Origin of the sequence: Brachybacterium muris, from assembly GCF_016907455.1 — a bacterium.
GTDB lineage: Bacteria > Actinomycetota > Actinomycetes > Actinomycetales > Dermabacteraceae > Brachybacterium > Brachybacterium muris.
In genome coordinates this window covers 3333215-3355295 of the sequence record NZ_JAFBCB010000001.1, presented here as the reverse complement: position 1 = coordinate 3355295, position 22081 = coordinate 3333215, and the positions used below count along the sequence as shown (strand labels likewise).

Annotated in this window: 20 protein-coding genes; 14 read left to right on the top strand and 6 right to left on the bottom strand. The window is 69.7% G+C overall.

The features are described 5' to 3' along the window. Positions 1–36: 36 nt before the first annotated feature. Together JOD52_RS15560 and JOD52_RS15555 are read left to right on the top strand one after the other, a co-directional pair. Positions 37–903, top strand: a complete 867-nt coding sequence (locus JOD52_RS15560; protein WP_204411017.1) for a substrate-binding domain-containing protein — start codon at positions 37–39, stop codon at positions 901–903. Beyond that, positions 903–1913: a TolB family protein gene (locus JOD52_RS15555; protein ID WP_204411015.1), complete on the top strand. Its 1011-nt coding sequence runs from the start codon at positions 903–905 to the stop codon at positions 1911–1913. Before JOD52_RS15560 ends, JOD52_RS15555 begins: the two co-directional genes overlap by 1 nt. A gap of 30 nt (positions 1914–1943) precedes the next feature. Here JOD52_RS15555 and JOD52_RS15550 read toward each other — a convergent pair whose 3' ends face one another. The 3 genes from JOD52_RS15550 to JOD52_RS15540 form a co-directional block, all read right to left on the bottom strand. Then, positions 1944–3080, bottom strand: coding sequence for a glucose-1-phosphate adenylyltransferase family protein (locus JOD52_RS15550; RefSeq protein WP_204411013.1), 1137 nt, complete (start codon positions 3078–3080; stop codon positions 1944–1946). Positions 3081–3238: 158 nt separating this feature from the next. Next, positions 3239–4069, bottom strand: a complete 831-nt coding sequence (locus JOD52_RS15545) for an MBL fold metallo-hydrolase (RefSeq protein WP_204411011.1) — start codon at positions 4067–4069, stop codon at positions 3239–3241. 73 nt (positions 4070–4142) lie between these two features. Beyond that, positions 4143–5078 carry an aldo/keto reductase gene (locus JOD52_RS15540; protein WP_204411010.1) on the bottom strand — a complete coding sequence of 312 codons (936 nt, stop codon included), beginning with the start codon at positions 5076–5078 and terminating at the stop codon, positions 4143–4145. On the opposite strand from JOD52_RS15540, the gene JOD52_RS17320 reads away from it, so the two are divergent. From JOD52_RS17320 to JOD52_RS15510, 6 genes are all read left to right on the top strand, one after another. Then, positions 5062–5475: a hypothetical protein gene (locus JOD52_RS17320; protein WP_239551931.1), complete on the top strand. Its 414-nt coding sequence runs from the start codon at positions 5062–5064 to the stop codon at positions 5473–5475. The two genes, JOD52_RS15540 and JOD52_RS17320, sit on opposite strands and share 17 nt — an antisense overlap. Before the next feature lie 4 nt (positions 5476–5479). Next, complete coding sequence (locus tag JOD52_RS15530) at positions 5480–5749, top strand: CopG family transcriptional regulator (protein WP_204411008.1); 270 nt, start codon at positions 5480–5482, stop codon at positions 5747–5749. A gap of 190 nt (positions 5750–5939) precedes the next feature. Next, the gene (locus JOD52_RS15525) at positions 5940–6389 is read left to right on the top strand and encodes a dihydrofolate reductase family protein (RefSeq protein ID WP_017823962.1); all 450 of its coding nucleotides are present in this window, start codon (positions 5940–5942) and stop codon (positions 6387–6389) included. A 77-nt stretch (positions 6390–6466) separates the two neighbouring features. Further along, positions 6467–8155 (top strand): ABC1 kinase family protein, encoded by a 1689-nt coding sequence (locus JOD52_RS15520; protein ID WP_204411006.1) that lies wholly within the window; start codon positions 6467–6469, stop codon positions 8153–8155. Further along, on the top strand, positions 8145–9503 hold the full coding sequence (locus JOD52_RS15515; protein WP_204411004.1) for an MFS transporter: 1359 nt from the start codon (positions 8145–8147) through the stop codon (positions 9501–9503). Before JOD52_RS15520 ends, JOD52_RS15515 begins: the two co-directional genes overlap by 11 nt. Positions 9504–9534: 31 nt before the next feature. Further along, the gene (locus JOD52_RS15510; protein WP_204411002.1) at positions 9535–11262 is read left to right on the top strand and encodes an AMP-binding protein; all 1728 of its coding nucleotides are present in this window, start codon (positions 9535–9537) and stop codon (positions 11260–11262) included. A gap of 15 nt (positions 11263–11277) precedes the next feature. On the opposite strand, the gene JOD52_RS15505 is transcribed toward JOD52_RS15510, so the two are convergent. The 3 genes from JOD52_RS15505 to JOD52_RS15495 all read right to left on the bottom strand — a co-directional run bounded on the left by JOD52_RS15505 (position 11278) and on the right by JOD52_RS15495 (position 15232). After that, positions 11278–12366: a Gfo/Idh/MocA family protein gene (locus JOD52_RS15505; RefSeq protein WP_204411001.1), complete on the bottom strand. Its 1089-nt coding sequence runs from the start codon at positions 12364–12366 to the stop codon at positions 11278–11280. 295 nt (positions 12367–12661) lie between these two features. After that, complete coding sequence (locus tag JOD52_RS15500) at positions 12662–13576, bottom strand: ATP-grasp domain-containing protein (protein WP_204410999.1); 915 nt, start codon at positions 13574–13576, stop codon at positions 12662–12664. A 195-nt stretch (positions 13577–13771) separates the two neighbouring features. Continuing rightward, positions 13772–15232 carry an HNH endonuclease gene (locus JOD52_RS15495; RefSeq protein ID WP_239551930.1) on the bottom strand — a complete coding sequence of 487 codons (1461 nt, stop codon included), beginning with the start codon at positions 15230–15232 and terminating at the stop codon, positions 13772–13774. A gap of 979 nt (positions 15233–16211) precedes the next feature. Here JOD52_RS15495 and JOD52_RS15490 point away from each other — a divergent pair. From JOD52_RS15490 to JOD52_RS15470, 6 genes are all read left to right on the top strand, one after another. Further along, positions 16212–17915: a sodium:solute symporter family protein gene (locus JOD52_RS15490; protein ID WP_239551929.1), complete on the top strand. Its 1704-nt coding sequence runs from the start codon at positions 16212–16214 to the stop codon at positions 17913–17915. 42 nt (positions 17916–17957) lie between these two features. Further along, positions 17958–18086 carry a putative transporter small subunit gene (locus JOD52_RS17315; protein WP_239551928.1) on the top strand — a complete coding sequence of 43 codons (129 nt, stop codon included), beginning with the start codon at positions 17958–17960 and terminating at the stop codon, positions 18084–18086. Positions 18087–18315: 229 nt separating this feature from the next. Continuing rightward, positions 18316–18825, top strand: coding sequence for a DUF2871 domain-containing protein (locus JOD52_RS15485; RefSeq protein WP_204410997.1), 510 nt, complete (start codon positions 18316–18318; stop codon positions 18823–18825). A 30-nt stretch (positions 18826–18855) separates the two neighbouring features. Continuing rightward, positions 18856–19977 (top strand): alpha/beta hydrolase, encoded by a 1122-nt coding sequence (locus JOD52_RS15480; RefSeq protein ID WP_259804703.1) that lies wholly within the window; start codon positions 18856–18858, stop codon positions 19975–19977. Between the two features lie 166 nt (positions 19978–20143). Next, on the top strand, positions 20144–21151 hold the full coding sequence (glpX, locus tag JOD52_RS15475; protein WP_204410995.1) for a class II fructose-bisphosphatase: 1008 nt from the start codon (positions 20144–20146) through the stop codon (positions 21149–21151). 216 nt (positions 21152–21367) lie between these two features. After that, complete coding sequence (locus JOD52_RS15470; protein ID WP_017823951.1) at positions 21368–22051, top strand: NUDIX hydrolase; 684 nt, start codon at positions 21368–21370, stop codon at positions 22049–22051. The last annotated feature ends 30 nt before the right edge of the window (positions 22052–22081 follow it).

The following is a 22081-nucleotide window of genomic DNA, read 5'->3' as shown; positions in this document are numbered from 1 at the left end:
TCACCTGGACGGAGGATCTCCTTGGGAAGAGTAGGCGTGGCGATCCCCCGAACGGTGTGGTCCGCCCGGTCTGAGCAGTTCTACACACAGGTGCTACGCGGACTCGAGGACGCGTCGCTGGCATGTGGCAATGCCGTGGTCTCCCAGGTGGTCGGCACCCCTGAGCAGGAGTTGGCCATCCTGGAGGACTGGGCGACACGCGGCTTCGTCGACATCGTCGTCCTCAAGGATCTCGGGCCGGACGACCCCCGTCCTGGTCGGATGGGGGACCTGAAGATGCCCTACGTCATCATCGGTGACGTGAAGCAGAAGGACCTGGGGCCGGGTGTGCTCTCGGACAACACCGCGGACATGAATCGACTGCTGAGCACGCTCGTGGAGGCCGGTCACCGGGAGATCGGACATGTCTGCGGTCCGCTCACCCTGCTCCACTCGCAGTGGCGCAGGGAGGCGTACCTGGCGTTCGTCGACAAGCATCGCGGTGCTCCGCGCACCTGGACGGGGGACTACTCCGCAGAGAGCGGCGCTCGTGCCGTGGACGAGATCATGCTCGAGGCCCCCGTTCCCACGGCCATCGTCTTCGACAACGACGTGATGGCGATCGGTGCTTTCCGTCGGGCCCAGGAGCTCGGTGTGGAGGTACCAGAGCAACTGTCGATCGTTGCGTGGGACGACTCGTTGGCCTGCCAATTGCACGACCCGCCCCTGGCAGTTCTTGCGCACGTGCCACACCAGATCGGTCTCGATGCCGGTCATCTCGCTGCTGAGCTGCTGGACCGGTCACCCCGCCGTCGGAGCGTCGAGTACCCCAGCGCCATACTGCTGCCCCGCGCGACGATGGCCGCCCCTGTCGATCCGGTCGCACCCATCGGCGACCCGATGCGATCCGTGGAGGAGTCCTGATGCGCCAGCTCGCCCCCGGCCAGATCACCCGCGTACTGATCGGCGGCCCCCACCTGCCGCAGCCACAGGTCCTGGCCGAGGTCGACGACGTGCTGCTGGAAGCACCGAACTGGACCGGTGACGGGCGTCTGCTGCTGAACGGTGACGGGGCCCTGTTCGCCCTCGTCCTCGGGGACGAGGGCGGGCAGGGTGGCGGGGGCGAACAACGCGCCGGGGCGCCGGTGCGGATCCCGTTCGAGGGACTGCCGGCGATCAACAACGACCACGTGCTCCACCCCGACGGGACCCGGGTGCTGATGACCGCGGAGGACGGGCAGATCTACTCGGGCCGTATCGACACCCGGCAACTCGAGGCCGGCCAGCTCGGCGGAGGCCCGGTGCGCTGCCTGACCTCCGGTCCCGGGGGCCACTACCTGCACGGCATCTCTCCTAACGGCCGCACCATCGCCTACGTGGACCTGGGACCGGAGGGCTCTGCGCACCTGATGCTCCAGGACCTCGAGGCCGGTGAGGTGCGGGAACTGCCGGTGGGGGAGGGGCACCTGGACGGCCCCGAGTTCACGCCCGACGGTGCCGCGATCGTGCTGAACACCGAGGCGTTCACCGAGGAACCCGGCCATGCGCAGCTCGCCCGGATCGACCTCGCGACCTCACCCGGTCCCGGGACCCCGCTCGGCCCCGAGACCTCACCCGCCCTCGGTGCCTCACCTGGGCAGGAACGCCTCAGGCGCCTGTGCCACAGCGAGAGTGTGGACTGGTTCCCTCACGTCTCGCCCGACGGCCGCTGGGCCTGCTACCTGGCCTACCCGCCGGGGACGGTGGGCCACCCGGCGGATCTGCCGGTCGAGGTGCGCGTGGTCTCCACCGACGACTGGGAGACCCCCGTGGTGCGCTACCCGGTGTTCGGCGGGCAGGGCACCCTGAACGTGCCCTCGTGGGCACCGGACTCCCAGCGGTTCGCCTTCGTCGCCTATCCATTCCAGAACACCACCCGAGCCAGTGACGAGTGAGGGCCACGGACCAGGTCGACCAAGGATCGTTCAGTCGATCTGCTCGGTGCGCACCACGTCGCCGGCCCCGTCGATCAGGGTCACGCAGCCGTTGGTGCCGGCCTCGAGAGGGCCGGTGAGCTGGGCGCCCTCATCGACGATGCAGCCGCTGAGGTGCACGTCCTTGCCGATGCGCACCCCGTCCAGCACCACGCAGTCCTCCAGCACCGCGCCCTCCTCCACGATCACCCGCGGCGCGAGCACACTGTGGCGCACGGTGCCGCGCACCACGGCGCCGGAGGCGAGCATCGAATCGGCGACGACGGCGCCGTCGGCCACGCGGGCGGGAACCAGCTGCGGGGGAGCGGTGAGGATCGGCCAGTCGGGGTCATCCAGCTCCACACCGGTGCCGTCCAGCAGCTCCATGTGGGAGCGCCAGTAGGCACTGAGGGTGCCGATGTCCTGCCAGTACCCCTCCAGGCGGTGCTCCACCACCGTGTGCTTGTCGATGAAGTAGGGGATCAGGTCCTCCCCGTAGTCACTGAGGTCGCCCTCGTCCCCACCGAGGTCCTCGAGGGCCTCCAGCAGCGCGGGGCCGGAGAAGCAGAACGTCTCGGTGACCACCAGGTCGGTGGGCGGCTCCTCGGGCTTGTACCAGAACTCCTCGACCCTGCCCTTCGTGCCCACCTTCACCACGCCGTAGCGGCTGGCGTCGCCGTCGTGCCGAGTGGTGACCATGGTGAGGTCGGCCCCGGCCTGCTGGTGGGTGTCCACCACGTCGGTGAGGTTCATGGTGAACAGGTGGTCGGCGCTGAGCACCAGCACCAGGCCCGGGTCGAAGGAGGCGATCTGCTGACGGAAGTGCCACAGGCTGTCACTGTTGCCCTCCGGGAAGCCCTCCCCGGTGCCGCCGGTGAACGGTGCCAGGATCCGCAGGCCCGCGTGGGTGCGGTCCAGGTCCCAGGGCCTGCCGTTGGAGAGGTGCTCGTTCAGGGCGTGCGGGAGGAACTGCTCCACGATCCACACGTCGCGCACGTGACTGTTGGCCAGGTTCGACAGTGCCACGTCGATCAGCCGGTAGCTGCCGGCCACCCGCACCGCGGGCTTGGTGCGATGGTCGGTCAGAGCCCCGAGCCGGGATCCCTCCCCGCCGGCCAGGACGATCGCGAGGACTCGAGGGATGCGCATGGTGGTCGCCTCTCAGGTGATCGTGGTGCTCTGTCCCGGTGGGAGGACACAAGAGTAGGGCGCGGGTCCTGGAAGGCTTCTCAGATCAGGGCGGGTTCTGAGCTCACTGCGGGGGTGCGATCCCGAGGAGGACCGTGCTCCACCGGGCGGGGCACCGGTCAGCTGCCGAGGTGGAACGGCTCCCCCGGGGCCAGCACCCGGATGCGCTGAGGATCGACCACCACATCCCTCGGCGTCTCGGGGTCGGCGTTGAACGGGGTGAAATCCGGGGAGTCCACCGAACCCCAGTGGTGCAGCAGCAGATCCGCCCCCGGGTAGGCGTTCGCCATCTCGACCGCGCCCGCGAAGCCGAAATGCCATTCGCTGTCGGAGAAGTCGAACAGCAGCGCATCCGGCGCAGGCATCTCCAAGTGGTGGTCGCGGATCAGCCGCGAGTCCCCGGGCGCCCAGATGGTCCCGTCCGGGGTCTCGATCCAGAACCCGGAGCAGTCCTCGTCCCGGAACGTGCGCTGCCCGGGCTCGGGGGAGTCGTTCTGCCAGGCATGATCCGCCGGGGTCACCGTGATCCGCAGGTCGTCGACGGTGAGCACGTCGCCGATGTCGTGACCATCGGCCGGCATGCCCTCCTTGCGCATCAGGCCGGCGACGTACTGCGTGGAGTGGAAGCATCGCGTGACCGGCACCAGGGCGGTGCAGGTGGGGACGCTGTAGTGGTCGTTGTCCGAGTGCGTGACGAGGACCGCGTCCAGACGGGGCACATCGGCCGCCCGGATCGGGAAGTCGATGAGCAGCGGCATGTCGAAGCCCTCGAGCAGGGGATCGACGGCGAGGAGGGTGCCGCGGGAGTTGAGGAGGAAGCCGGCCATGCCGAGCCAGGTCAGGACGGTACCGCCGGTCCTCTCGAAGGCCTCCGGTGGGATCGGCATGGATGCGGGGGCCATGGCCTGTCCCTGAGGGCTGCGGTGGAGCGGCGCGGTCGTCGCGTTCATCGGGACTCCTCGGTGCCGGCGGGGCTGTGGATGGGAGCGGCCGACGCCCTCAGCGGGTCGGCAGGGGGACGGCTCACGGCACCTTCCAGCCGGCGGCACGGAACAGCTCGTACCACTCGCCGCGGGTGAGGGGGACGTCGGCCCCGGCGGCGGAGTCGGTGACGCGCTGCGGAGTGGTGGTGCCCAGAACCACCTGCATCTGCGCGGGGTGGCGGGTGATCCAGGCGGTCGCGATGGCCTCCGGTGCCACGTCGTACTGCGCGGCCAAGCGGTCGATCACGGCGTTCAGCTCGGGGTAGTCGTCATTACCCAGGAACACTCCGTCGAAGAAGCCGGCCTGGAACGGCGACCAGGCCTGGATCGTGATGTCGTTCAGGCGGCAGTAGTCCACGATGCCGCCACCGTCCAGCGTCACCGACTGGGACTCGGCCTGCATGTTCATCGCCACGCCCTGGGCCACGATCGTGGAGTGGGTGATCGAGAGCTGCAGCTGGTTGGCGACGATCGGCTGGTTCACGTGCTTCTTCAGCAGGTCGATCTGGCGCGGGGTGTGGTTGGAGACGCCGAAGTGCAGCACCTTGCCGGCGGCGTGCAGCTCGTCGAAGGCGCGGGCCACCTCCTCCGGCTCCACCAGGGCGTCGGGGCGGTGCAGCAGCAGGATGTCGATCCGGTCGGTGTCCAGGGCCTTCAGTGACCCCTCGACCGACTCGATGATGTGCTCGTAGGAGAAGTCGAAGTAGGGGCCGTCCGGCACGATCCCGGCCTTGGTCTGGATGGTGAGCTCGTCGCGCTCGGAGGGGGAGAGCTTCAGGGCCTGGGCGAAGCGGCGCTCGCACTCGTGCAGCTGCCCGCCGTACACGTCGGCGTGGTCCATGAAGTCGATGCCGGCGTCGCGGGCCGCGCCCACCAGGGTGCGGATCTCCTCGTCGGACTTCTCGGCGATGCGCATCAGGCCCAGCACCACCTGCGGCGCGGTGATCTCGGTGTGGGGCATGGTGAACTGCTTCAACGTGGGCCTCCTGGTGCGAACGTGGTGGCGTCAAAGCCTACGACTGCCGATCACGGATCAACTCGCCGACGAGGTTCTGTACTACGACGCAGAGTTTCGTACTACGATGAGTGTCGTACGTAAAGGGCTGGAGGGTTCGGTGCGGGTACGTGTCCATCCGAGGGTCCTCCGTCGGCATTCGGACGTCACTGAACCCGAGGTGGTTGCGGCGTTCGAGAGCACGCTCCGATCTCGAGCGCGGGACACCGATCCGATCCAGTGGGTCGGCGTGGGAGTCGACGGGAGAGGGCGATTGCTGGAATACGTCGCGGTCGAGGACGAACCCGACGGTTGGCTGGTGTTCTATGCGATGCAGGCGACGGCGAAGGTTCTCACCGAGGTAGGACTGAGGAGGTAGACCGATGGCTGAGCACACCACGGAGTACACCGATGTGAACGGGACCCCGTTCACTGAAGCAGACATCGAACGCTGGGCGGCCGAGACCGAGCAGGGGTATGCGGGTAAGCACCTCGGCCCCTCAGCGCCCGGTAGGCCGATCAGCGTCGGTGCGCAGGCGAAACCGTTCACCTTGCGTCTCGATGCAGCGCGCCGGGCGAAGCTGGCCGATGCTGCGCAGGCTCGCCACATCACGCCCTCGCAGCTGATGCGCGACCTCCACGACGCTCTCTGACCCCCTGGAAAGCCCCGGTGTCAGGCCCCTCACCCAGCCCCCGTCACTGCCCCCCGCCCGGCGGGTGATCGCCGCGAACTCCTCCAGCAGCTCCGGCGGGTCGATCACGGGGAGCAATCGCCCCGGGGGTGGATGCGGGATGCCCGGCCGGAGCGGAGCATGGGCAGGACACCCTCGAAGGAGGTGCGCCATGGCCGCACTGGTCTACGTGAACAACATGAGCTTGGACGGATTCATCGAGGACCCCAGCGGTGCCCCCGACTTCTTCCCCGTGGACGAGGAGGTGTTCGCCTCCCACACGGAGCTGCTGGAGGGCGCGAGCACCTTCCTGTACGGGCGGCGGCTGTACGAGGCGATGGCGGTGTGGGAGACCGACCCCGCGCTCGCAGCGCAGTCCGCACCGATGGCCCGGTTCGCGGCCGCCTGGCAGGCGGCGGACAAGATCGTCTGCTCGAGGACGCTGACCACCGTGCCGACCGTCCGCACCCGGATCGAGCCTTGCTTCGATCCGGCGGCGGTGCGCGAGCTGAAGGCTATGGCCGATGGGCCAATCATCATCGGCGGCGCGGACCTGGCCGCCCAGGCGCTGGATGCGGGGCTGGTCGACGAGTGCCTGCTGTACATCGTGCCCGTGCACTGACTCACCGGCGCTGAGCCGACCGCCCGGGCGGAGGCCGGAACCCCTCGGCCCCAGGGCCCGCCAGTAGCATGACCACCATGCCTTCCGTCACCGCCCGATACCGCCGGATCGCCGAGGTGCTGGTGCGCAACGGCATGTCCGCCCTGGCCGACCAGATCGGCCTGCGCGAGCACATGACCGGGCTGGTGTACCGCCACCTCTCCGGCGACGACTCCGGCCCCGTGCCCGGCCCCACCCGCCTGCGCCGCGCCCTGGAGGACCTGGGGCCGACGTTCGTCAAGCTCGGCCAGATGCTCTCCACCCGCCGCGACATGCTGCCGCTGGAGTACACCGCGGAGCTGGAGAAGCTGCAGACCAGCACCTCCCCGGTGACTTATCCCCAGATCGCCGAGACCATCCGCCGGGAGCTGGGCGCGGACCCCCACGAGCTGTTCGACGAGTTCGAGGAGACCCCGCTGGCATCGGCCTCCATCGGCCAGGCCCACAAGGCGCGCTTGAGGGACGGCACCGCGGTGATCGTCAAGGTGCGCAAGCCCGGCGCCGCCGAGATGATCCGCTCGGACCTGGACCTGATGAAGTCGCTGGCCGCACTGGCCTCCCGCGAGTGGTCGCTGGCCCGCGATGCCGACATCGAATCGGTGGTGGCCTCCTTCGACAAGATGATGCGCCGCGAGCTGGACTACCGCACCGAGGCCGCCAACGCCCGCCGCCTGCGCAGGAACCTCGCCGAGGACCGCACCGTGCACATCCCGCGGGTGTACGACGAGCTGACCACCTCCGGGGTGCTCACCGAGCAGTTCGTCACCGGCATGCGCATCACCGACGCCGCCGCCCTGGATGCGGCCCGCATCAACCGCCGCAAGGTCGCCCACGACGCCACCGACTCCCTGCTGCGGATGGTGCTGGTGGATGGCTTCTTCCACGCCGACCCCCACCCCGGCAACATGTTCGTGGAGTCCGACGGCACCATCTGGCTGATCGACTTCGGCATGGTGGGCACCCTGACCCCGGAGGTGCGTGAGCACCTGCTGTGGCTGGCGGTGGCCCTGGGCAGGCAGGACGAGGACGCGGTCGCCTCCGCCCTGCTGCAGCTGGCCCCGCCGCGACGCGGGGTGGACCGCCGCCGCCTCACCCGCGACGTCTCCGAGCTGGTGGACCTGATCACCGAGAAGCCGCTGGGGGAGATCTCGGTGGCGGCGGTGGTGGAGCGGATCACCGCGCTGCTGCGCCGGCATCGCCTGCAGCTGCCCGCCGACGTGTCCTCCCTGCTGCGCATGCTGGTGCTCACCGAGTCCAGCGCCATCGCCCTGGACCCCGACTTCCGGGTGGCGACGGTGCTGGAGGAGGTGCTGCCGATCGCGATCGGTGAGCTGCTGAGCCCGGACGCCCTGGCCCGGCGCATGGGCAGCGCGTCCCGCACCGCGCTGCGGCTGGGCTCCGAACTGCCCCAGCGGGCCCTGCGGCTGCTGGACGACTACGAGACCCGCGGCGTGGACGTGCACATCGACGCCGCGGACCTCGACAAGGTCATCACCCGCATGGAGAACACCGCCGACCGGCTCATCGTGGGCATGACCATGAGCGCCCTGCTGGTGGGGATCAGCACCGTGCTGGCCTCCCAGCCGTCGGCCGTCGGTCGCATGCGGGACCCGCTGCTGATCGGCGCGGGCGGCACCACGGCCCTGATGGGCATGCTGCTGGCCGCCGGAGCCGGGCCCGTGCGCACCGCTGGCCGTTTCGTCAGGCGGAACCTGCGTGGCAGCTGATCAGGCAGCGTCGGCCGACGGCGGAGCCCGACGCGCCGACCCTGCGGACCCGACCGACCCTGCTTCCCGCCCCGACCTCACCCCGCGGGCCCGAGCCAGCGCCCGCATCACCCTCACCCTGGCGGCCCTGGCCATGCTGGGGCCCTTCACCATCAACACGGTGTTCCCCGCCTTCAGCCGGATCGGCGAGGAGTTCGGCGCCACCGACGCCCAGCTGCAGCAGCTGATCAGCGCCTACCTGGGTGCCTTCGCGGTGCTCAGCGTGTTCCACGGCCCACTCTCGGACGCCCTGGGCCGCAAGAAGGTGATGATCGGCGGCCTGGTGATCTACCTGCTGGCCATGTTCGGCGCGATCCTCGCCGGCGGCCTCGGCGTGCTGATCGCCCTGCGGATCCTGCAGGGCGCGAGCGCGGGAGCGGCCACGATCGTCTCCCGCGTGGTGATCCGCGACCTGTTCGACGGCCCGGAGGCGCAGCGCCTGATGGCCCGGGTGATGATGATCTTCGCCCTCGCGCCGGTGCTGGCGCCGGTGCTGGGCGGGTGGCTCCTGCTGCTGGGGGACTGGCGCTGGGTGTTCGCCGGCGTCGGCATCTACGGCGTGGTGGTGCTGGTGCTGACGGCGATGATGCCGGAGTCCCTGCCGCGCGAGCACCGCACCCCGCTGCGCCTGGGCTCCGTGGTGGGGGCACTGTGGCGGGTGGGGCGCTCGCCGGTGATGCTGCGGATCGCGGCGGCGACGGCCCTGGGGTTCGCGGCGCACTTCGTGTTCGTGGCCTCCGCGCCGATCATCGTGGTGCGGCTGCTGGGGCTGGGCGAGCAGGACTTCTGGGTGCTGTTCGCGCCCCTGATCATCGGGATGATCTGCGGTTCCTGGGTGGTGGGCCGCACGGCCGACGCGGTGGACCGCTCCCGGCTGATCACCATCGGCTACCTCGCCACCATCGTCACCACCACCGTGAACCTGCTGCTGGTGATCATCGCCCCAACGCCCAGCGGCAGCTTCGACGCCTCACTGCTGCCGGTGCTGGTGGGGCCGATGCTGATGAGCTTCACGGCCTCGCTGTTCTTCGCGCCGATCCAGTTGGAGATCCTGGACCTGTTCCCCCACGAGCGCGGCGCCGCCGCCTCGCTGGGCACCTTCTTCACGCTGCTCACCAACGCCCTGCTGGCCGGGGTGATCGCCCCGATCGTCACCGCCAGCCTGGTCACCCTCGCCGCGACCGCCCTGTGCTTCGTCCTGGCAGGCAGCGCCCTGTGGGGCTGGCACCTGCTGGTGCGGCGGCGGTTGCTCGACCGCGCAGAGCCGTCCGGAGGGGCGGCGGCGCAGCCGGTGGACGGGACCCGCTGACCCCGCACCGGTCACTACACTCGACGGCATCATGACCAGTGACGCCACCCCCACCACGCCCGACTCCCCGAACACCTCCGCGAACGACGCCCCCGGCGCCGATGCGACCCCCGACTGGGTGCGCTTCTACGAGCCCGGGGTGCCCGCCAGCATCGACATCCCCGACGAGTCCCTGAGCGACATGTGCGAGCGCTCCTGCGCCGAGGCCGGGGACAGGGTGGCCACCGAGTTCTTCGGCGCCACCATGACGTACACCGAGATGGGGGAGCGGATCGCCTCCGCCGCCGAGGGCCTGCGTCGCATGGGTGTGCGCCCCGGTGACCGGGTGGCGATCCTGCTGCCCAACTGCCCCCAGCACCTGATCGCGTTCTACGCGGTGCTGCGCCTGGGCGGCATCGTGTGCGAGCACAACCCTCTGTCCACCGAGCGGGAGCTGGGAGAGGTGTTCTCCGACCACGGTGCGAAGGTCGCGATCGCGATGGACACCGTGGTGCCGAAGCTGCGCGCGATCCCGTCGGCCCCCAAGGTCGTGGCGGTGAACCTGCTGGACGCCTTCCCGATGGTGAAGCGCCTGGCGCTGCACCTGCCGGTGCCGAAGCTCGCCGCCCAGCGCAAGCAGCTCACCAGCGGTGCCAAGGGCGACATGACCTGGAAGCAGCTGGTGGCCCACCCAGCGCTGCCCGCCTCGCACCCGCGTCCCACGATCGACGACCTGGGCGCGATCCAGTACACCTCCGGCACCACCGGTGTGCCCAAGGGCGTGATGCTCTCCCACCGCAACATGTACGCCAACGCCCTGCAGGGCGTGGCGTGGATGCACGGCGCCCGCACGGGTGAGGAGACCAGCTACGCGATGCTGCCGATGTTCCACGCCTTCGGCATGGTGCTGTACGTGACCTTCGGCGTGTACAAGCAGGTCCGCCAGGTGCTGTTCCCCCGGCCCGACGTGGACATGGCCCTCGCGGCGATGAAGAAGAACCCGCCGTCGATCTACTGCGCGGTGCCGCCGCTGTACGAGCGCACCGCCAAGGGCGCCAAGGAGAAGGGCATCTCGCTCAAGGGCGTGAAGTGGTGCATCTCCGGGGCGATGACCCTCCCGGACGACGTGGTGGAGCTGTGGGAGTCCGTCTCCGGCGGCCGCCTGGTGGAGGGCTACGGCCTCACCGAGTGCGCGCCCATCGCGATGGGCAACCCCTTCTCCGAGACCCGCAAGACCGGCACCATCGGCATCCCCTTCCCCTCCACCCTGCGCCGCGTGGTCGACGAGGACGGCAACGACGTGGGCCCCGGCGAGGCCGGCGAGCTGATCGTGAAGGGCCCGCAGGTGTTCCAGGGGTACTGGGACAAGCCCGAGGCCACCGCCGAGGCGATGACCGAGGACGGCTGGCTGCGCACCGGTGACCTGGTGACCCTGGACGAGGACGGCTTCGCCACCATCGTGGACCGCAAGAAGGAGATCATCATCACCGGCGGTTTCAACGTCTCCCCGAGCGAGGTGGAGCGCGTGCTGCGCGACCACCCCGCGATCGAGGAGGCCGCCGTGGTGGGCGTGCGTCAGGAGCGCGGCGACGAGAAGGTGGTCGCGGCGGTCATCGCATCCGGTGAGATCGACGAGACCGAGGTGCGCGGCTGGGCCAAGGAGCGCCTCTCGGCCTACAAGGTCCCGCGCCGCATCGTGGTGGTGGAGGACCTGCCCCGCTCGCTGATCGGCAAGGTGCTGCGGGCCCAGGTGCGGGAGCAGATCAGCGCCGAGGTGTGAGGGGCGGGGGCCCGATCAGCCCTGCGGTGCGGTCAGCACCCGCGCCTGCTCCTGGGCCTTCAGAGCCAGTTCGACGGCCTTGAAGGCGTGCTCCTGGGTCATGGCGTTCTCGGTGCGGTTCAGCACGTCTAGGATCAGTTCCCCGAAGAACGGGTACCCCACCTGGCCGGCGGCCTCGATGCGGTGCTCGCCCTCGCCGTTGACCAGGAACACCTGGTTGGGGCCGTGGTCGGTGGTGATGTCGACGTACTTGCGCAGCTCGATGTAGCCCTCGGTGCCCAGGATGAAGCTGCGGCCGTCGCCCCAGGTGCGCAGACCGTCCGGCGTGAACCAGTCCACCCGCACGTACCCGGAGGCCCCGGAGCTCAGTGCGATGTGGGCGTCGCCGAAGTCGTCCAGCTCGGGATGGTCGGGGTGCCCGAAGTTTCCGATGGAGCTGGAGAGGATCTCGGCGTCGTCGGACCCGGTGAAGGTGAGCATCTGCTCGAAGTTGTGGGAGCCGATGTCGGTGAGGATCCCGCCGTAGCGGGCGCGCTCGTAGAACCAGTCGGGGCGGGATGCCGGATCGCCGAGTCGGTGCGGACCCATGCCCATCACCTGGATGACGCGGCCGATGGCGCCGCGGTCGATCAGCTGGCCGGCCAGCACCGCGGCCTCCACGTGGATCCGCTCGGAGTAGTACACGGCGTACTTCTGACCGGTGCGGGCGGTGGCCTCGCGCGCGGCGGCCAGCTGCTCGAGGGTGGTCAGCGGGGTCTTGTCGGTGAAGTAGTCCTTGCCGGCCTCCATCACCCGGATCCCCAGGGGCGCGCGGTCGGCGGGCACCGCGGCGGCGGCCACCATGTGGATCTCGGGGTCCTCGAGCACCTGCTCCTCGCTGGTGGCCACTGTGACCTGCGGGAACTTCTCGGCGAAGGCGGCAGCACGCTCCGGTTGCGGGTCGTACACCCACTTCAGGGTGCCGCCGCCGCCGATCAGACCCTCGGTCATGCCGACGATGTGACCGTGGTCCAGGTGCATGGCGGCGAACACGAACTCGCCGGGCCCCACCACCGGCTTGGGCATGGCCGCGGGGGCGTAGTTGGCTCCGTCGGAGGCGCTCATCGAGGGTCCTTTCGCTCGTGGGCGGTGGCGTGTCTTCTGGGAAGTGCTCTGCCCCGCCGACCGGGCAGCAGCTCAGCTCCCCATCGACGAGCAGGCAGAGTGTCCTGCGTCACCATCGCGAGTGTCCCGTATCCCCTGGGGGTTCGGGGGCGGATGCCGGAGGTTGCCAGAGCGGATGCCGGGGCTCGACATGGCCGAGAGGCGGGCCCTCGGCGCCCCGGAGCTGCTCCGGAGCTGCTCGCGGAGCCGCCCACGGAGCTGCTCGCGCGTGGGCGTGCAGTACTCCCGGTGCCGTTCACGCGCGGGCGCGGATCGCCTCGGCGAACACATGCTCCACGCCGGGGGCATGGTGCAGGTTCAGCAGGGGCTCGATCAGCTCGGCCTCCAGCAGCACCTTCCCGTACCGGGCAGTGTCCACGATGTCGATGCGGGCGTACAGCGGCATCTCGGTGCCGTTGACCTTCATGACGGCCTCGAGCACCTGCCGCACGAACGCCTTCTCCTCCTCGGTCACCTCGACCACCTGGGCGTTCTCGCCGTAGATGCCGCCGATCATGCCGCCGCCCCGGGCCAGCAGAGCGCCCTTGGCGATCGCGTGGGTGAACTGGCCGTCCACCATGTACACGGCCTTCTCCAGGCCCTCGGACAGCTCCGGCACCTCGGGCTGGATCATCGCTGCGGCACCGTCGGCGATGATCGCCTCGGCGAGCTGCTGAGCGCCCGGGTCGTCGGCCCGGAACAGGCCGGCCAGTCGGGAGCGGGAGCCGACGGTGGGCTTGACGACCACGTGGGCGGGGCCGTCGGCCCCGCCAGTCACGCCCTCCTGTGCGGCGCGGGTGAGGGCTTCGGCCGCAGAGCCGGGGGAGCGGTGGTAGCTGGTGGGCACCACGGTGATGCCGGCGGAGGCGAGGTCATCGAGGTAGTGCTTGTCCATGTTCCAGCGCACCATGTGCGGTTCGTTGAGGACCCGGGTGCGGGGTGCGACGTGCTGCAGCCAGCGGTCGAACTCGGCCGGCCGCAGTGGGTAGTCCCAGGGACTGCGCAGCACGGCGAGGTCGTAGGCGGACCAGTCCACCTCCGGGTCGTGCCAGACGACCATCTCGGCCGGCACGTCCTGGTTGAGGAGGAAGTCGAGGATGAGAGGGGTGTCGGGATCGGGGTCGTCGGCGTAGAACTCGGGATCGGTCACGACAAGGGCGATACGGGTCATGCTTCGGACTCTAGGACATCTCTGAGCACGGGGTTCGACATCTCCGTCCCGCTGATACCGATAGGTCATTTGGTACGACGCCGGCCTGCTGCTGTCCGTACCGGGCTGTCCGGCGGTCCCCGCCCCCGCCCCCGCCCTGTCTCCCCAGCCCGGTTCCTCGTCCAGGCATGATCGGTGTCCGGGCGCGTGGTGAGATCAGAACGGAGGGTCGTCGAACTCCAGGCGTGGCGGGGTCGGTGGGGTGCTCGTCGCTCCGTGTTCATGTGTCGGGCCCGGTGGTGGTTCGAGCTGTGCTGACCGGGGCGGGGGAGGGGGTTCTGATGGAGGGGTCGGTGAGATGCCGCGGGCTCCGTGCGGGCTGGCCCACCTGATCGCGGTGGGGTCGTCCGCGGGGGAGGGGGCGACGGGGGAGGAAGCGACGGGCGAGGGCGTGGTGGTCCGGTGCACCGACCACTGTCCGTGCTCCTTCAGGTAGTTGCAGCGTGCGCACAACCCCTGACCGTTGTCGTAGCTGGTGGCGCCGCCACGTGCGTGGGGGGCGATGTGGTCGAGGTGGCGGATTCGAGCGTTGCACCAGGGGGTGCGGCAGGTCTGGTCCCGCCAGCGGATCATCCGTGCCAGGCCGACGGGGAAGGCGCGGGCACGTGATTCCATCGCCACCAGCTCGCCGGTGACGGGGTGCGAGTAGAGGCGGCGGAAGACTGCCGCCGCGGACGTATCGGTGTGCTCGCCGCAGCCCCGTTCGGGCGCCTTCGGCGTGATCATGCCGGGAGGGCGACCGAGGAGGGCATCGGTGATGATGTGCGCCGGCACAGGCCCATAGCCCTCGATCCGAGCGTGCTCGGCCTCATCGGCGCACCCCAGCAGGGCGCGGTCGGTGATCACGACACCGACATCGAGCCGGGCGCCGGGGGCGCTCGCTGTGGGTGCCGGAAGTGTCGGGTCGAGTTCCGTCGGACCACCGACGATGCTCGCGACCAGGTGATCTGCCTGCAGAGCGCCGAACGAATCGCGAGCACCCGCTGCGCGAGAAGCCTCCGCGCCCGCGTGGAGGTGCTTCATCACAGCGGAGGCGTCCAGCGCGCGAAGGGTGGCGGAGATGCGCGCCATGCCGTCCCCGAGAGGTTCCATGGTGACGTTCCGCTTCCGGGCGGCTCGTTCAGCCCTGGCCCGGGAGTCCCCCGGATCCAGCGCCTGAGCCATCTCCCGCACCAGCTGCGTCGTGCGACGGGTGCCGAGCCCGTCCATGCGGGTGGGGTCCTCCTCGACCCACTGGTCGATAAGAGCGCAGGTCTCAGGGCGCGCATTGTCCAGGGCACGCGTGATCGCCTGGACGTTTCGCTCCGGGAGGCGGCCCTCGGCCAGCTGCAGGTACGTGGCCGGCATCTGAGCGACCAGCCTCCGGGCGGAGGCCAGCGACATGGAGGACGAGCTGGGGGAGATACGGCGAGCCAGGGCCACCTCGTGCGCGGCGGCGCGCCCCTGATCCTGCTCGCGCACATCGTGAGCAGCATCGGACTCGCGGATGCGGTTCTCCGTGGTGACCTGCCATGAGGCGTCCAGTGCGGCGATCCCTGCGCGTAGTTGTTCGATCCCCGCGACGACGGCCAGAGCCTCCTGGGAGGAGCCGGGAGCAGTGTCGGGGACGGGGTCCATCACGGAAATGGTTGCCGTGAATGCAGCAAGGGTGCGGACCATTACCTCTGCGACGACATTCCTCACCGCGCCGGAGCGAGGCAGATCAGCAGTGCGCTCCAATACCAGCGACAGAGCATCCCCCGCAGGCCGGCCGGTACCGGGTGCGGTGTCCTCATCGGGCGGGAGCTGGGGTTCCATGTGTTCATTCTCCGACCCGGCACTGACAATCGAAAGCAGGTTCGATGAAATGGGGATAACTCGTGGGTGGTCCCCAGAATGTGGAAACAAATGTGGAAAAGCCGGTGGAGAACCTGCTGTTGGGGAGGAACCTTGAACTGTCAGGAGGTGTGATCGTCGACCTGCCAGGAGGTGTGGCGTGAGAGGCGCCACCGGCTCCGGGCGGGGAGGGGCGAGGGAGGGGTCGGTGCGGGGGGGAAGGGGTGTGATCCCGCCGCATACACCGCGGCCTGCCCCCCAGCCTGTCTGGTTGCCACATGTTGCCACCAGTCTTCTTTCAGGCTCCTGCCAGCAGGTGTTACCGATCAGTGACCTGCTCGCTGGCCAAGCCACGCGGAGTATGCCTCCATCGACGAGGCCCCGAACGCGGCTCTGACGTGCAGGAAAAGGTCACACCAGAGACCTTGGTCCCGCCGTCGCCGTCGTGGTTCACGTCCTCGGAGCGAGCGCGATGCGCAGCTCGGGTCGACGTCGTACGGCACCGGTGACGGGCTACGAACGCCGAACGGCACGTGGTGGAGATCCCCTGTGCTCGAGCGCGATGGACCTGCGGACCCCGATGTACGGACACCGCGAGGCCGCACCGCGCCCGGGGACCGCTGCGCGCCCGTCGGCTGCAGAAGACCTGCGTGCTTGAACGACCGAACGAACGCCGACGAGAGGATTCACTGTGCCGTCGACGCCCAACGGGGAGATCGCCCAGCTAGGAACCATCGGAGTGCTGCTCCTGCTGCTGCTGTTCTACGGCGGCACCATGTGAATGTCGGTGGCGATCAGCCGACGCAAGGAGAACGCCGACGGCTACATGACCGCCGGCAACCGGATCGGCTTCGGCGTCTCGGCCGCGTCGATGACCGCCACCTGGATCTGGGCGTCCTCGATGTACGCCTCGGTGACCGCCGGCTACACCTACGGCGTCTCCGGCCCCATCCACTACGGGCTGTGGGGTGCGCTGATGATCCTGTTCATCTACCCCTTCGGTCGACGCATCCGGAAGGTCGCCCCCAAGGCCCACACCCTGGCCGAGGTGATGTACGCCCGCCACGGCCGCTCCTCGCAGCTGATGCTGGCCGGCTCCAACGTGCTGGGCTCGGTCATCTCGCTGACCTCCAACTTCATCGCCGGTGGTGCCATCATCGCGATGCTGTCCCCGCTGAGCTTCGGCGCCGGCATCCTGATCGTGGCCGGCGGTGTGCTGCTGTACACCCTGTGGTCCGGTTTCCGCGCCTCCGTGCTCACCGACTTCGCGCAGGTCATGGCGATGCTCGGCGCCACCGTGATCGTGATCCCGGTGATCTTCTTCGCCGCCGGCGGGCCCTCGATGTTCGCCGACGGGGTCGCCGTCGGCAACGTCACCGCCCAGCAGCAGAGCTTCTTCTCCTCCGACGCGTTCATGAACCAGGGCGCCCCGTACATCGCCGCTGTGCTGGCCTACGCGATCGGCAACCAGACCATCGCCCAGCGCCTGTTCGCCGTGCGTGAGGACCTGATCAAGCCCACCTTCATCACCGCCACGGTCGGCTACGGCGGCACCGTGATCGGCATCGGCATGGTGGGCGTGATGGCCCTGTACCTGGGCATCACCCCGATGGACGGCGACGTCAACAACCTGCTGCCCCAGATGGCCGGCACCTACCTGCCGCTGATCCTGGTGGGCCTGGCATTCCTGATGATCATCGGCTCGCTGTCCTCCACCGCTGATTCCGACCTCTCGGCCCTGAGCTCCATCGTGATGGCCGACGTGTACGGCCAGTCCGTGGGCCGCGACAACGCGAAGCCGAAGCTGATGCTGCTGATCGGCCGGATCACCATGATCGTGGCCACCGGTGCGGCGCTGTTCTTCGCCACCGCGCAGTTCAACATCCTGAACCTGCTGGTGTTCGTGGGTGCCCTGTGGGGATGCCTGGTGTTCCCGGTGATCGCCTCCTTCTACTGGAAGAAGGTCACCAACCTGGGCTTCACCCTGGGCGTGCTGGCGGCGCTGGCCGTGTTCCTGCCGGTGCGCTTCCAGTGGATCCCGATCACCGGCGCCTGGGCCGTGATCGTCGAGGCCCTGTCGATCATCGGTGTGGGCGTGGTGCTGGGCATCATGGCCTTCGGGTTCTTCGGCAGGAACGTCGCCGTGATCGTGGGCGCCCTCGCCACCGTGGTGATGATCCCGCTGGGCTTCGGGTTCCTGCGCGACTACGAGGTGCTGGCCGGTTCGCTGGTGGCCTACGCCGTGTCGTTCCTGGTGTGCTACCTGCTGTCGTTCCGCTCGAAGCAGGACTTCGACTTCGACACCATCCGCCACGTCACCGGCGACTTCGACCCCGAGGACCCGGTCGCCGCTGCCGCTTCGAGCTCGGACGATGCCGGCGCTGTGGGCAGCACCGGCGCCGTGGGCAGCGCCGGTGCTATCGGGACTGCCCCCACGTGGGCTACCGCGCCCCGCGGGGACGACAACCCCGATGCCGCCCGCTGACCCCCGCATCTCCCTGACCGTCCCTACCGAGAGGACAAGCTCATGACTGCTCTGCTGACCGCCTACGTGCTGATGTGGCCCGTGATCGTGCTGGGCATCCTGGTGACCATCGCCCGCGGCTTCATTCGCGACATGCGCGAGGCCAAGAAGGAGGGTCGCCCGATCATCTGATCGGCGTCCCCAAAGGCCCGTGGCCCAGCAGGCTCGGGGCCCAGCCGGCCCGTGGCATCACGCCGGGCCGGGATCCGAGCGCTGGCCCGCGGCATCACGAACCTGTGGTGCCGCGGGCTTTCGCGTCCAGCACCTCTCCCGCACCCCCACCCCCTCTCACACCCCCTCGGCCTCGACCTCAACCATTCGATGGATGCCTCGCGCCCCGCGCGGTTCCTACGGTGGAAGCATGAAACGCCTGCTCAACACCGCTGCCGTCTACATGGTCCTCGGCCTCGTTTCCGGCGTGTTCTACCGGGAGTACACGAAGCTCACCGGCAACCTGGGCGAGCCCTCCCAGCTCAGCACCCTGCACACCCACCTGCTGGTGCTCGGCATGCTGATGTTCCTGGTGGTACTGGCGCTGGAGGCGATGCTGCACGTCAGCGGCCGACGTTCCTTCACCGTCTTCTACTGGACCTACAACGTGGGCCTGGTGATCACGATCGTGATGATGGTGGTGCGCGGGGTCCTGACCCTCGACGGGGCCGACCCGACCCAGACCACTGCGGCCATCCCCGGCATCGCGGGTCTGGGCCACATGCTGCTGGCCGTCGGTCTGGTGGCCCTCTTCATCGCCCTGCGCGGTGCTGTCGGCCTAGCACAGGCCCAGGCACAGCCACAGGCCCGAGTGCGTTCGGCTGATGCGGCACTCGAGGCGACGCCCGCGAGCACGACACCCGAGGCCACTCAGCGTTGATCCGACAGACGGGCGGGGGAGAATGGCCGCATGCCCATCGACCCCGCCTTTCCTGCTCCCGCCGCGCCCGCCCCCGCGTTCCCGTCGCCCGCCCCCGCGTTCCCGTCGCCCGCCCCCGCCGTCCCGTCGCCCACCCCCGCCGTCCCGTCGCCCACCCCTGCGTTCCGCCCCGAGATCGCCGAACGGCTGCCGCTGGTGCAGCACCTCGACTCCTTCGCCGACGCCCCCGCCGGCACCTTCGAGCAGTGGACCGCCGACTACGGCCCCGCCGAGAGCTGGGACCTGATGATCGAGGACCGCGACCTGCCCGGCCCCCACGGCCGTGTGCCGGTGCGGATCTACACCCCCGAGGGCCTGGTGCCGGACGGTGGGAGACCCGTGCTGGTGTGGATCCACGGCGGCTCGTTCATGCACGGCGACCTGGACATGCCCGAGGCCCACGACGTGGCCCGCGGCGTCGCCGGCAGGGCCGACGCCGTCGTCGTCTCCGTCTTCTACCGTCTCGTCGACGAGCCCGCCACCTGGGCCGATGCGAAGCCCGCCGCGAACCCCGAGGGGGAGACCGGCGTGCACGCCCCCGTGCCGCTGGACGACGTGATGGCGGCACTGCGGTGGACCGTCGAGCACGCCCGTGAGCTGGGCGGCGACCCGGAACGCATCTGCGTCGGCGGTGCCAGTGCGGGTGGCAACCTCGCCGCGGCCGCCACCCTGCGCGCCACCCACGACGGCATCGCGATCGCCCAGTCGCTGCCGATCTACCCGGCGCTGCACGGGGAGCTGCCAGAACCCACCGAGGACGAAGCCGCGGCGCTCGCCCACGTCCCGCTGCCCCTGCGGTTCAGCCCCGAGGTGTACCGGGAGATGAGCGAGAACTACCTGGGACGGCCGCTGGCCGAGGCCACCGCGCACGACTTCCCGGCACTGGCCACCCGCGAGCAGCTCGCCGGGCTGCCGCCCACCTACCTGGAGATCAGCGAGTTCGACGACCTGCGCATCTCCGGGGCCCGCTACGTCGAGCAGCTGCAGGCGGCCGGGGCGGACGTGGAGCTGGTGCTGCGCCGCGGCGTGCCCCACGGCCACCTGAACCGTCGGGGCCTCGCCGCTGCCGGCGAGACCATGGATGCGATCGCGCAGCGGCTTCGGAGGTCATGACGGCTGCGCCTGCCCGTTCTGAGCAGGCACGCCGCGGTGGACGGGCCGGCCCGGGGTCCCTGGGCCCCTGTGGCGGTCGGGGCCTCGCGGTAGAGTGAATCCGCACGTCAGACGGGCGGAGCGATCACGACGATCCCTCACCCGCCCGTCGGACCCCACCTCGACGATGGAGACCATGGTGAACAGCGAATCCCCCGCGAACCTGACCGCCCCCGACCGCAACCTCGCCCTCGAACTGGTGCGCGTCACCGAGGCCGCCGCCATCGCCGGTGGCCGCTGGGTGGGCGCCGGCGACAAGAACAAGGCCGACGGCGCCGCCGTGGACGCCATGCGGTCCTTCATGGACACCGTGCGCATGAACGGCACCGTGGTGATCGGTGAGGGCGAGAAGGACGAAGCGCCCATGCTGTACAACGGCGAGAAGGTGGGCGACGGCACCGGCCCCGACGTTGACGTCGCGGTGGACCCGATCGACGGCACCCGCCTGACCGCCCTCGGCTACGACAACGCCCTGTCGGTGTTCGCAGTGGCCGAGCGCGGCAGCATGTACGACCCCTCGGCCGTGTTCTACATGGACAAGATGGTGGTGGGCCCCGAGGCCGCCGACTTCGTGGACCTGCGCCTGCCGGTCAAGCAGAACATCAACCTGGTCTCCAAGGCCCTGGGCAAGCCGGTCGAGCAGATCACCGTGTGCGTGCTGGAGCGCCCCCGCCACGAGAACCTGGTCAAGGAGATCCGTGACGCCGGAGCCCGCGTCAAGTTCATCATGGACGGCGACGTGGCCGGGGCGATCGCTGCCGCCCGCGGCACCGGCGTGGACATGCTGCTGGGCGCCGGCGGCACCCCCGAGGGCATCGTCGCCGCCTGCGCCATCAAGGCCACCGGCGGCATGATCCAGGGCCGCCTGGCCCCCAAGGACGACGAGGAGAAGCAGCGCGCGATCGACGCTGGTCACGACCTGGACCGCGTGCTCACCACCAACGACCTGGTCACCACCGACAACTGCTACTTCGCCGCCACCGGCATCACACACGGTGACCTGCTCGAGGGCGTCCGCTACGACAAGGACTACGTGCACACCCAGTCCATCGTCATGCGCGCCACCTCCGGCACCGTGCGCTTCGTGGAGGCCGAGCACCGCGTGGAGAAGTGGGAGCGCTGGCTGAAGGCGTGATCATCGTCCTCTGATCGACTCGGATCGACTCGTGCGCCGGCCCGGCCGGTCACGTGATCCGGTCGGTACGAGGCGACCCCGACACGGGAGTGCCCCGGGACCTTGGTCGGTCCCGGGGCGCCCTTTCGTTTCTATGCGAGCTAGAACTCCCGTTTTCCGCTGTGACCACCGCCGCACTAGTAGTCATTTCGACCAGAACGCTCGTATCCTGCCGCCATGCCCTACGACGAGCCCCTCCGGGTCGCGGTTGACCTGGTGATCCTCACCCTTCGCGAGCGCGAGCTGAGCGTGCTGCTGGTGCAGCGCGACGAGGAACCGCACCGCGGTCGCTGGGCGTTGCCCGGCGGATTCGTGACAGCCCAGGAGGACCTCGAGGACGCCGCCCAGCGGGTGCTGTCCGACGAGGCGTCCCTGGGCAGCGAGACCGTCTACCTCGAGCAGGTGCGCACCTTCGGCCGGCCCGGCCGCGACCCCCGTGGCCGCGTGATCTCCGTGGCGTTCATGGCGCTCGGCGCGAACCTGCCCGAGCCGCAGCGAGGCGAGGCCGTGGCCGACGCCCGCTGGTGGGCCGTCAAGGACCTCGCCGAGATCGACCTGGCCTTCGATCACGCCACCGTGCTGGAGGTGGCGATCGACCGCGCCCGCTCCAAGCTCGAGTACACCACCCTAGCCGTCACCTTCCTGGAGCCGGAGTTCACCATCTCCCAGCTGCGCGGGGTCTACGAGGACGTGTGGGGCGTGAGCCTGGACGCCGGGAACTTCCACCGCAAGGCCACCCGCACCCCCGGCTTCGTGGAGGAGCTGGGCACCCGGGCCCTGCTCACCGGTGGCCGGCCCGCCCGTCTGTACCGCGCGGGGGAGGGCACCTCCCTGAACCCGCCGCTGATGCGGCAGGGCTGAGGGCCGGGCAGCCAGCTGGAGGTCTGAACT

Coding starts and splice junctions, on each gene's coding strand:
- JOD52_RS15555 (WP_204411015.1), top strand. CDS start 903: ATGCGCCAGCTCGCCCCCGGCCAGATCACCCGCGTACTGATCGGCGGC.
- JOD52_RS15550 (WP_204411013.1), bottom strand. CDS start 3,080: ATGCGCATCCCTCGAGTCCTCGCGATCGTCCTGGCCGGCGGGGAGGGA.
- JOD52_RS15545 (WP_204411011.1), bottom strand. CDS start 4,069: ATGAACGCGACGACCGCGCCGCTCCACCGCAGCCCTCAGGGACAGGCC.
- JOD52_RS17320 (WP_239551931.1), top strand. CDS start 5,062: ATGGTGAACTGCTTCAACGTGGGCCTCCTGGTGCGAACGTGGTGGCGT.
- JOD52_RS15530 (WP_204411008.1), top strand. CDS start 5,480: ATGGCTGAGCACACCACGGAGTACACCGATGTGAACGGGACCCCGTTC.
- JOD52_RS15525 (WP_017823962.1), top strand. CDS start 5,940: ATGGCCGCACTGGTCTACGTGAACAACATGAGCTTGGACGGATTCATC.
- JOD52_RS15520 (WP_204411006.1), top strand. CDS start 6,467: ATGCCTTCCGTCACCGCCCGATACCGCCGGATCGCCGAGGTGCTGGTG.
- JOD52_RS15510 (WP_204411002.1), top strand. CDS start 9,535: ATGACCAGTGACGCCACCCCCACCACGCCCGACTCCCCGAACACCTCC.
- JOD52_RS15505 (WP_204411001.1), bottom strand. CDS start 12,366: ATGAGCGCCTCCGACGGAGCCAACTACGCCCCCGCGGCCATGCCCAAG.
- JOD52_RS15500 (WP_204410999.1), bottom strand. CDS start 13,576: ATGACCCGTATCGCCCTTGTCGTGACCGATCCCGAGTTCTACGCCGAC.
- JOD52_RS15495 (WP_239551930.1), bottom strand. CDS start 15,232: ATGGACCCCGTCCCCGACACTGCTCCCGGCTCCTCCCAGGAGGCTCTG.
- JOD52_RS15490 (WP_239551929.1), top strand. CDS start 16,212: ATGTCGGTGGCGATCAGCCGACGCAAGGAGAACGCCGACGGCTACATG.
- JOD52_RS17315 (WP_239551928.1), top strand. CDS start 17,958: ATGACTGCTCTGCTGACCGCCTACGTGCTGATGTGGCCCGTGATCGTG.
- JOD52_RS15485 (WP_204410997.1), top strand. CDS start 18,316: ATGAAACGCCTGCTCAACACCGCTGCCGTCTACATGGTCCTCGGCCTC.
- JOD52_RS15480 (WP_259804703.1), top strand. CDS start 18,856: ATGCCCATCGACCCCGCCTTTCCTGCTCCCGCCGCGCCCGCCCCCGCG.
- glpX (WP_204410995.1), top strand. CDS start 20,144: ATGGAGACCATGGTGAACAGCGAATCCCCCGCGAACCTGACCGCCCCC.
- JOD52_RS15470 (WP_017823951.1), top strand. CDS start 21,368: ATGCCCTACGACGAGCCCCTCCGGGTCGCGGTTGACCTGGTGATCCTC.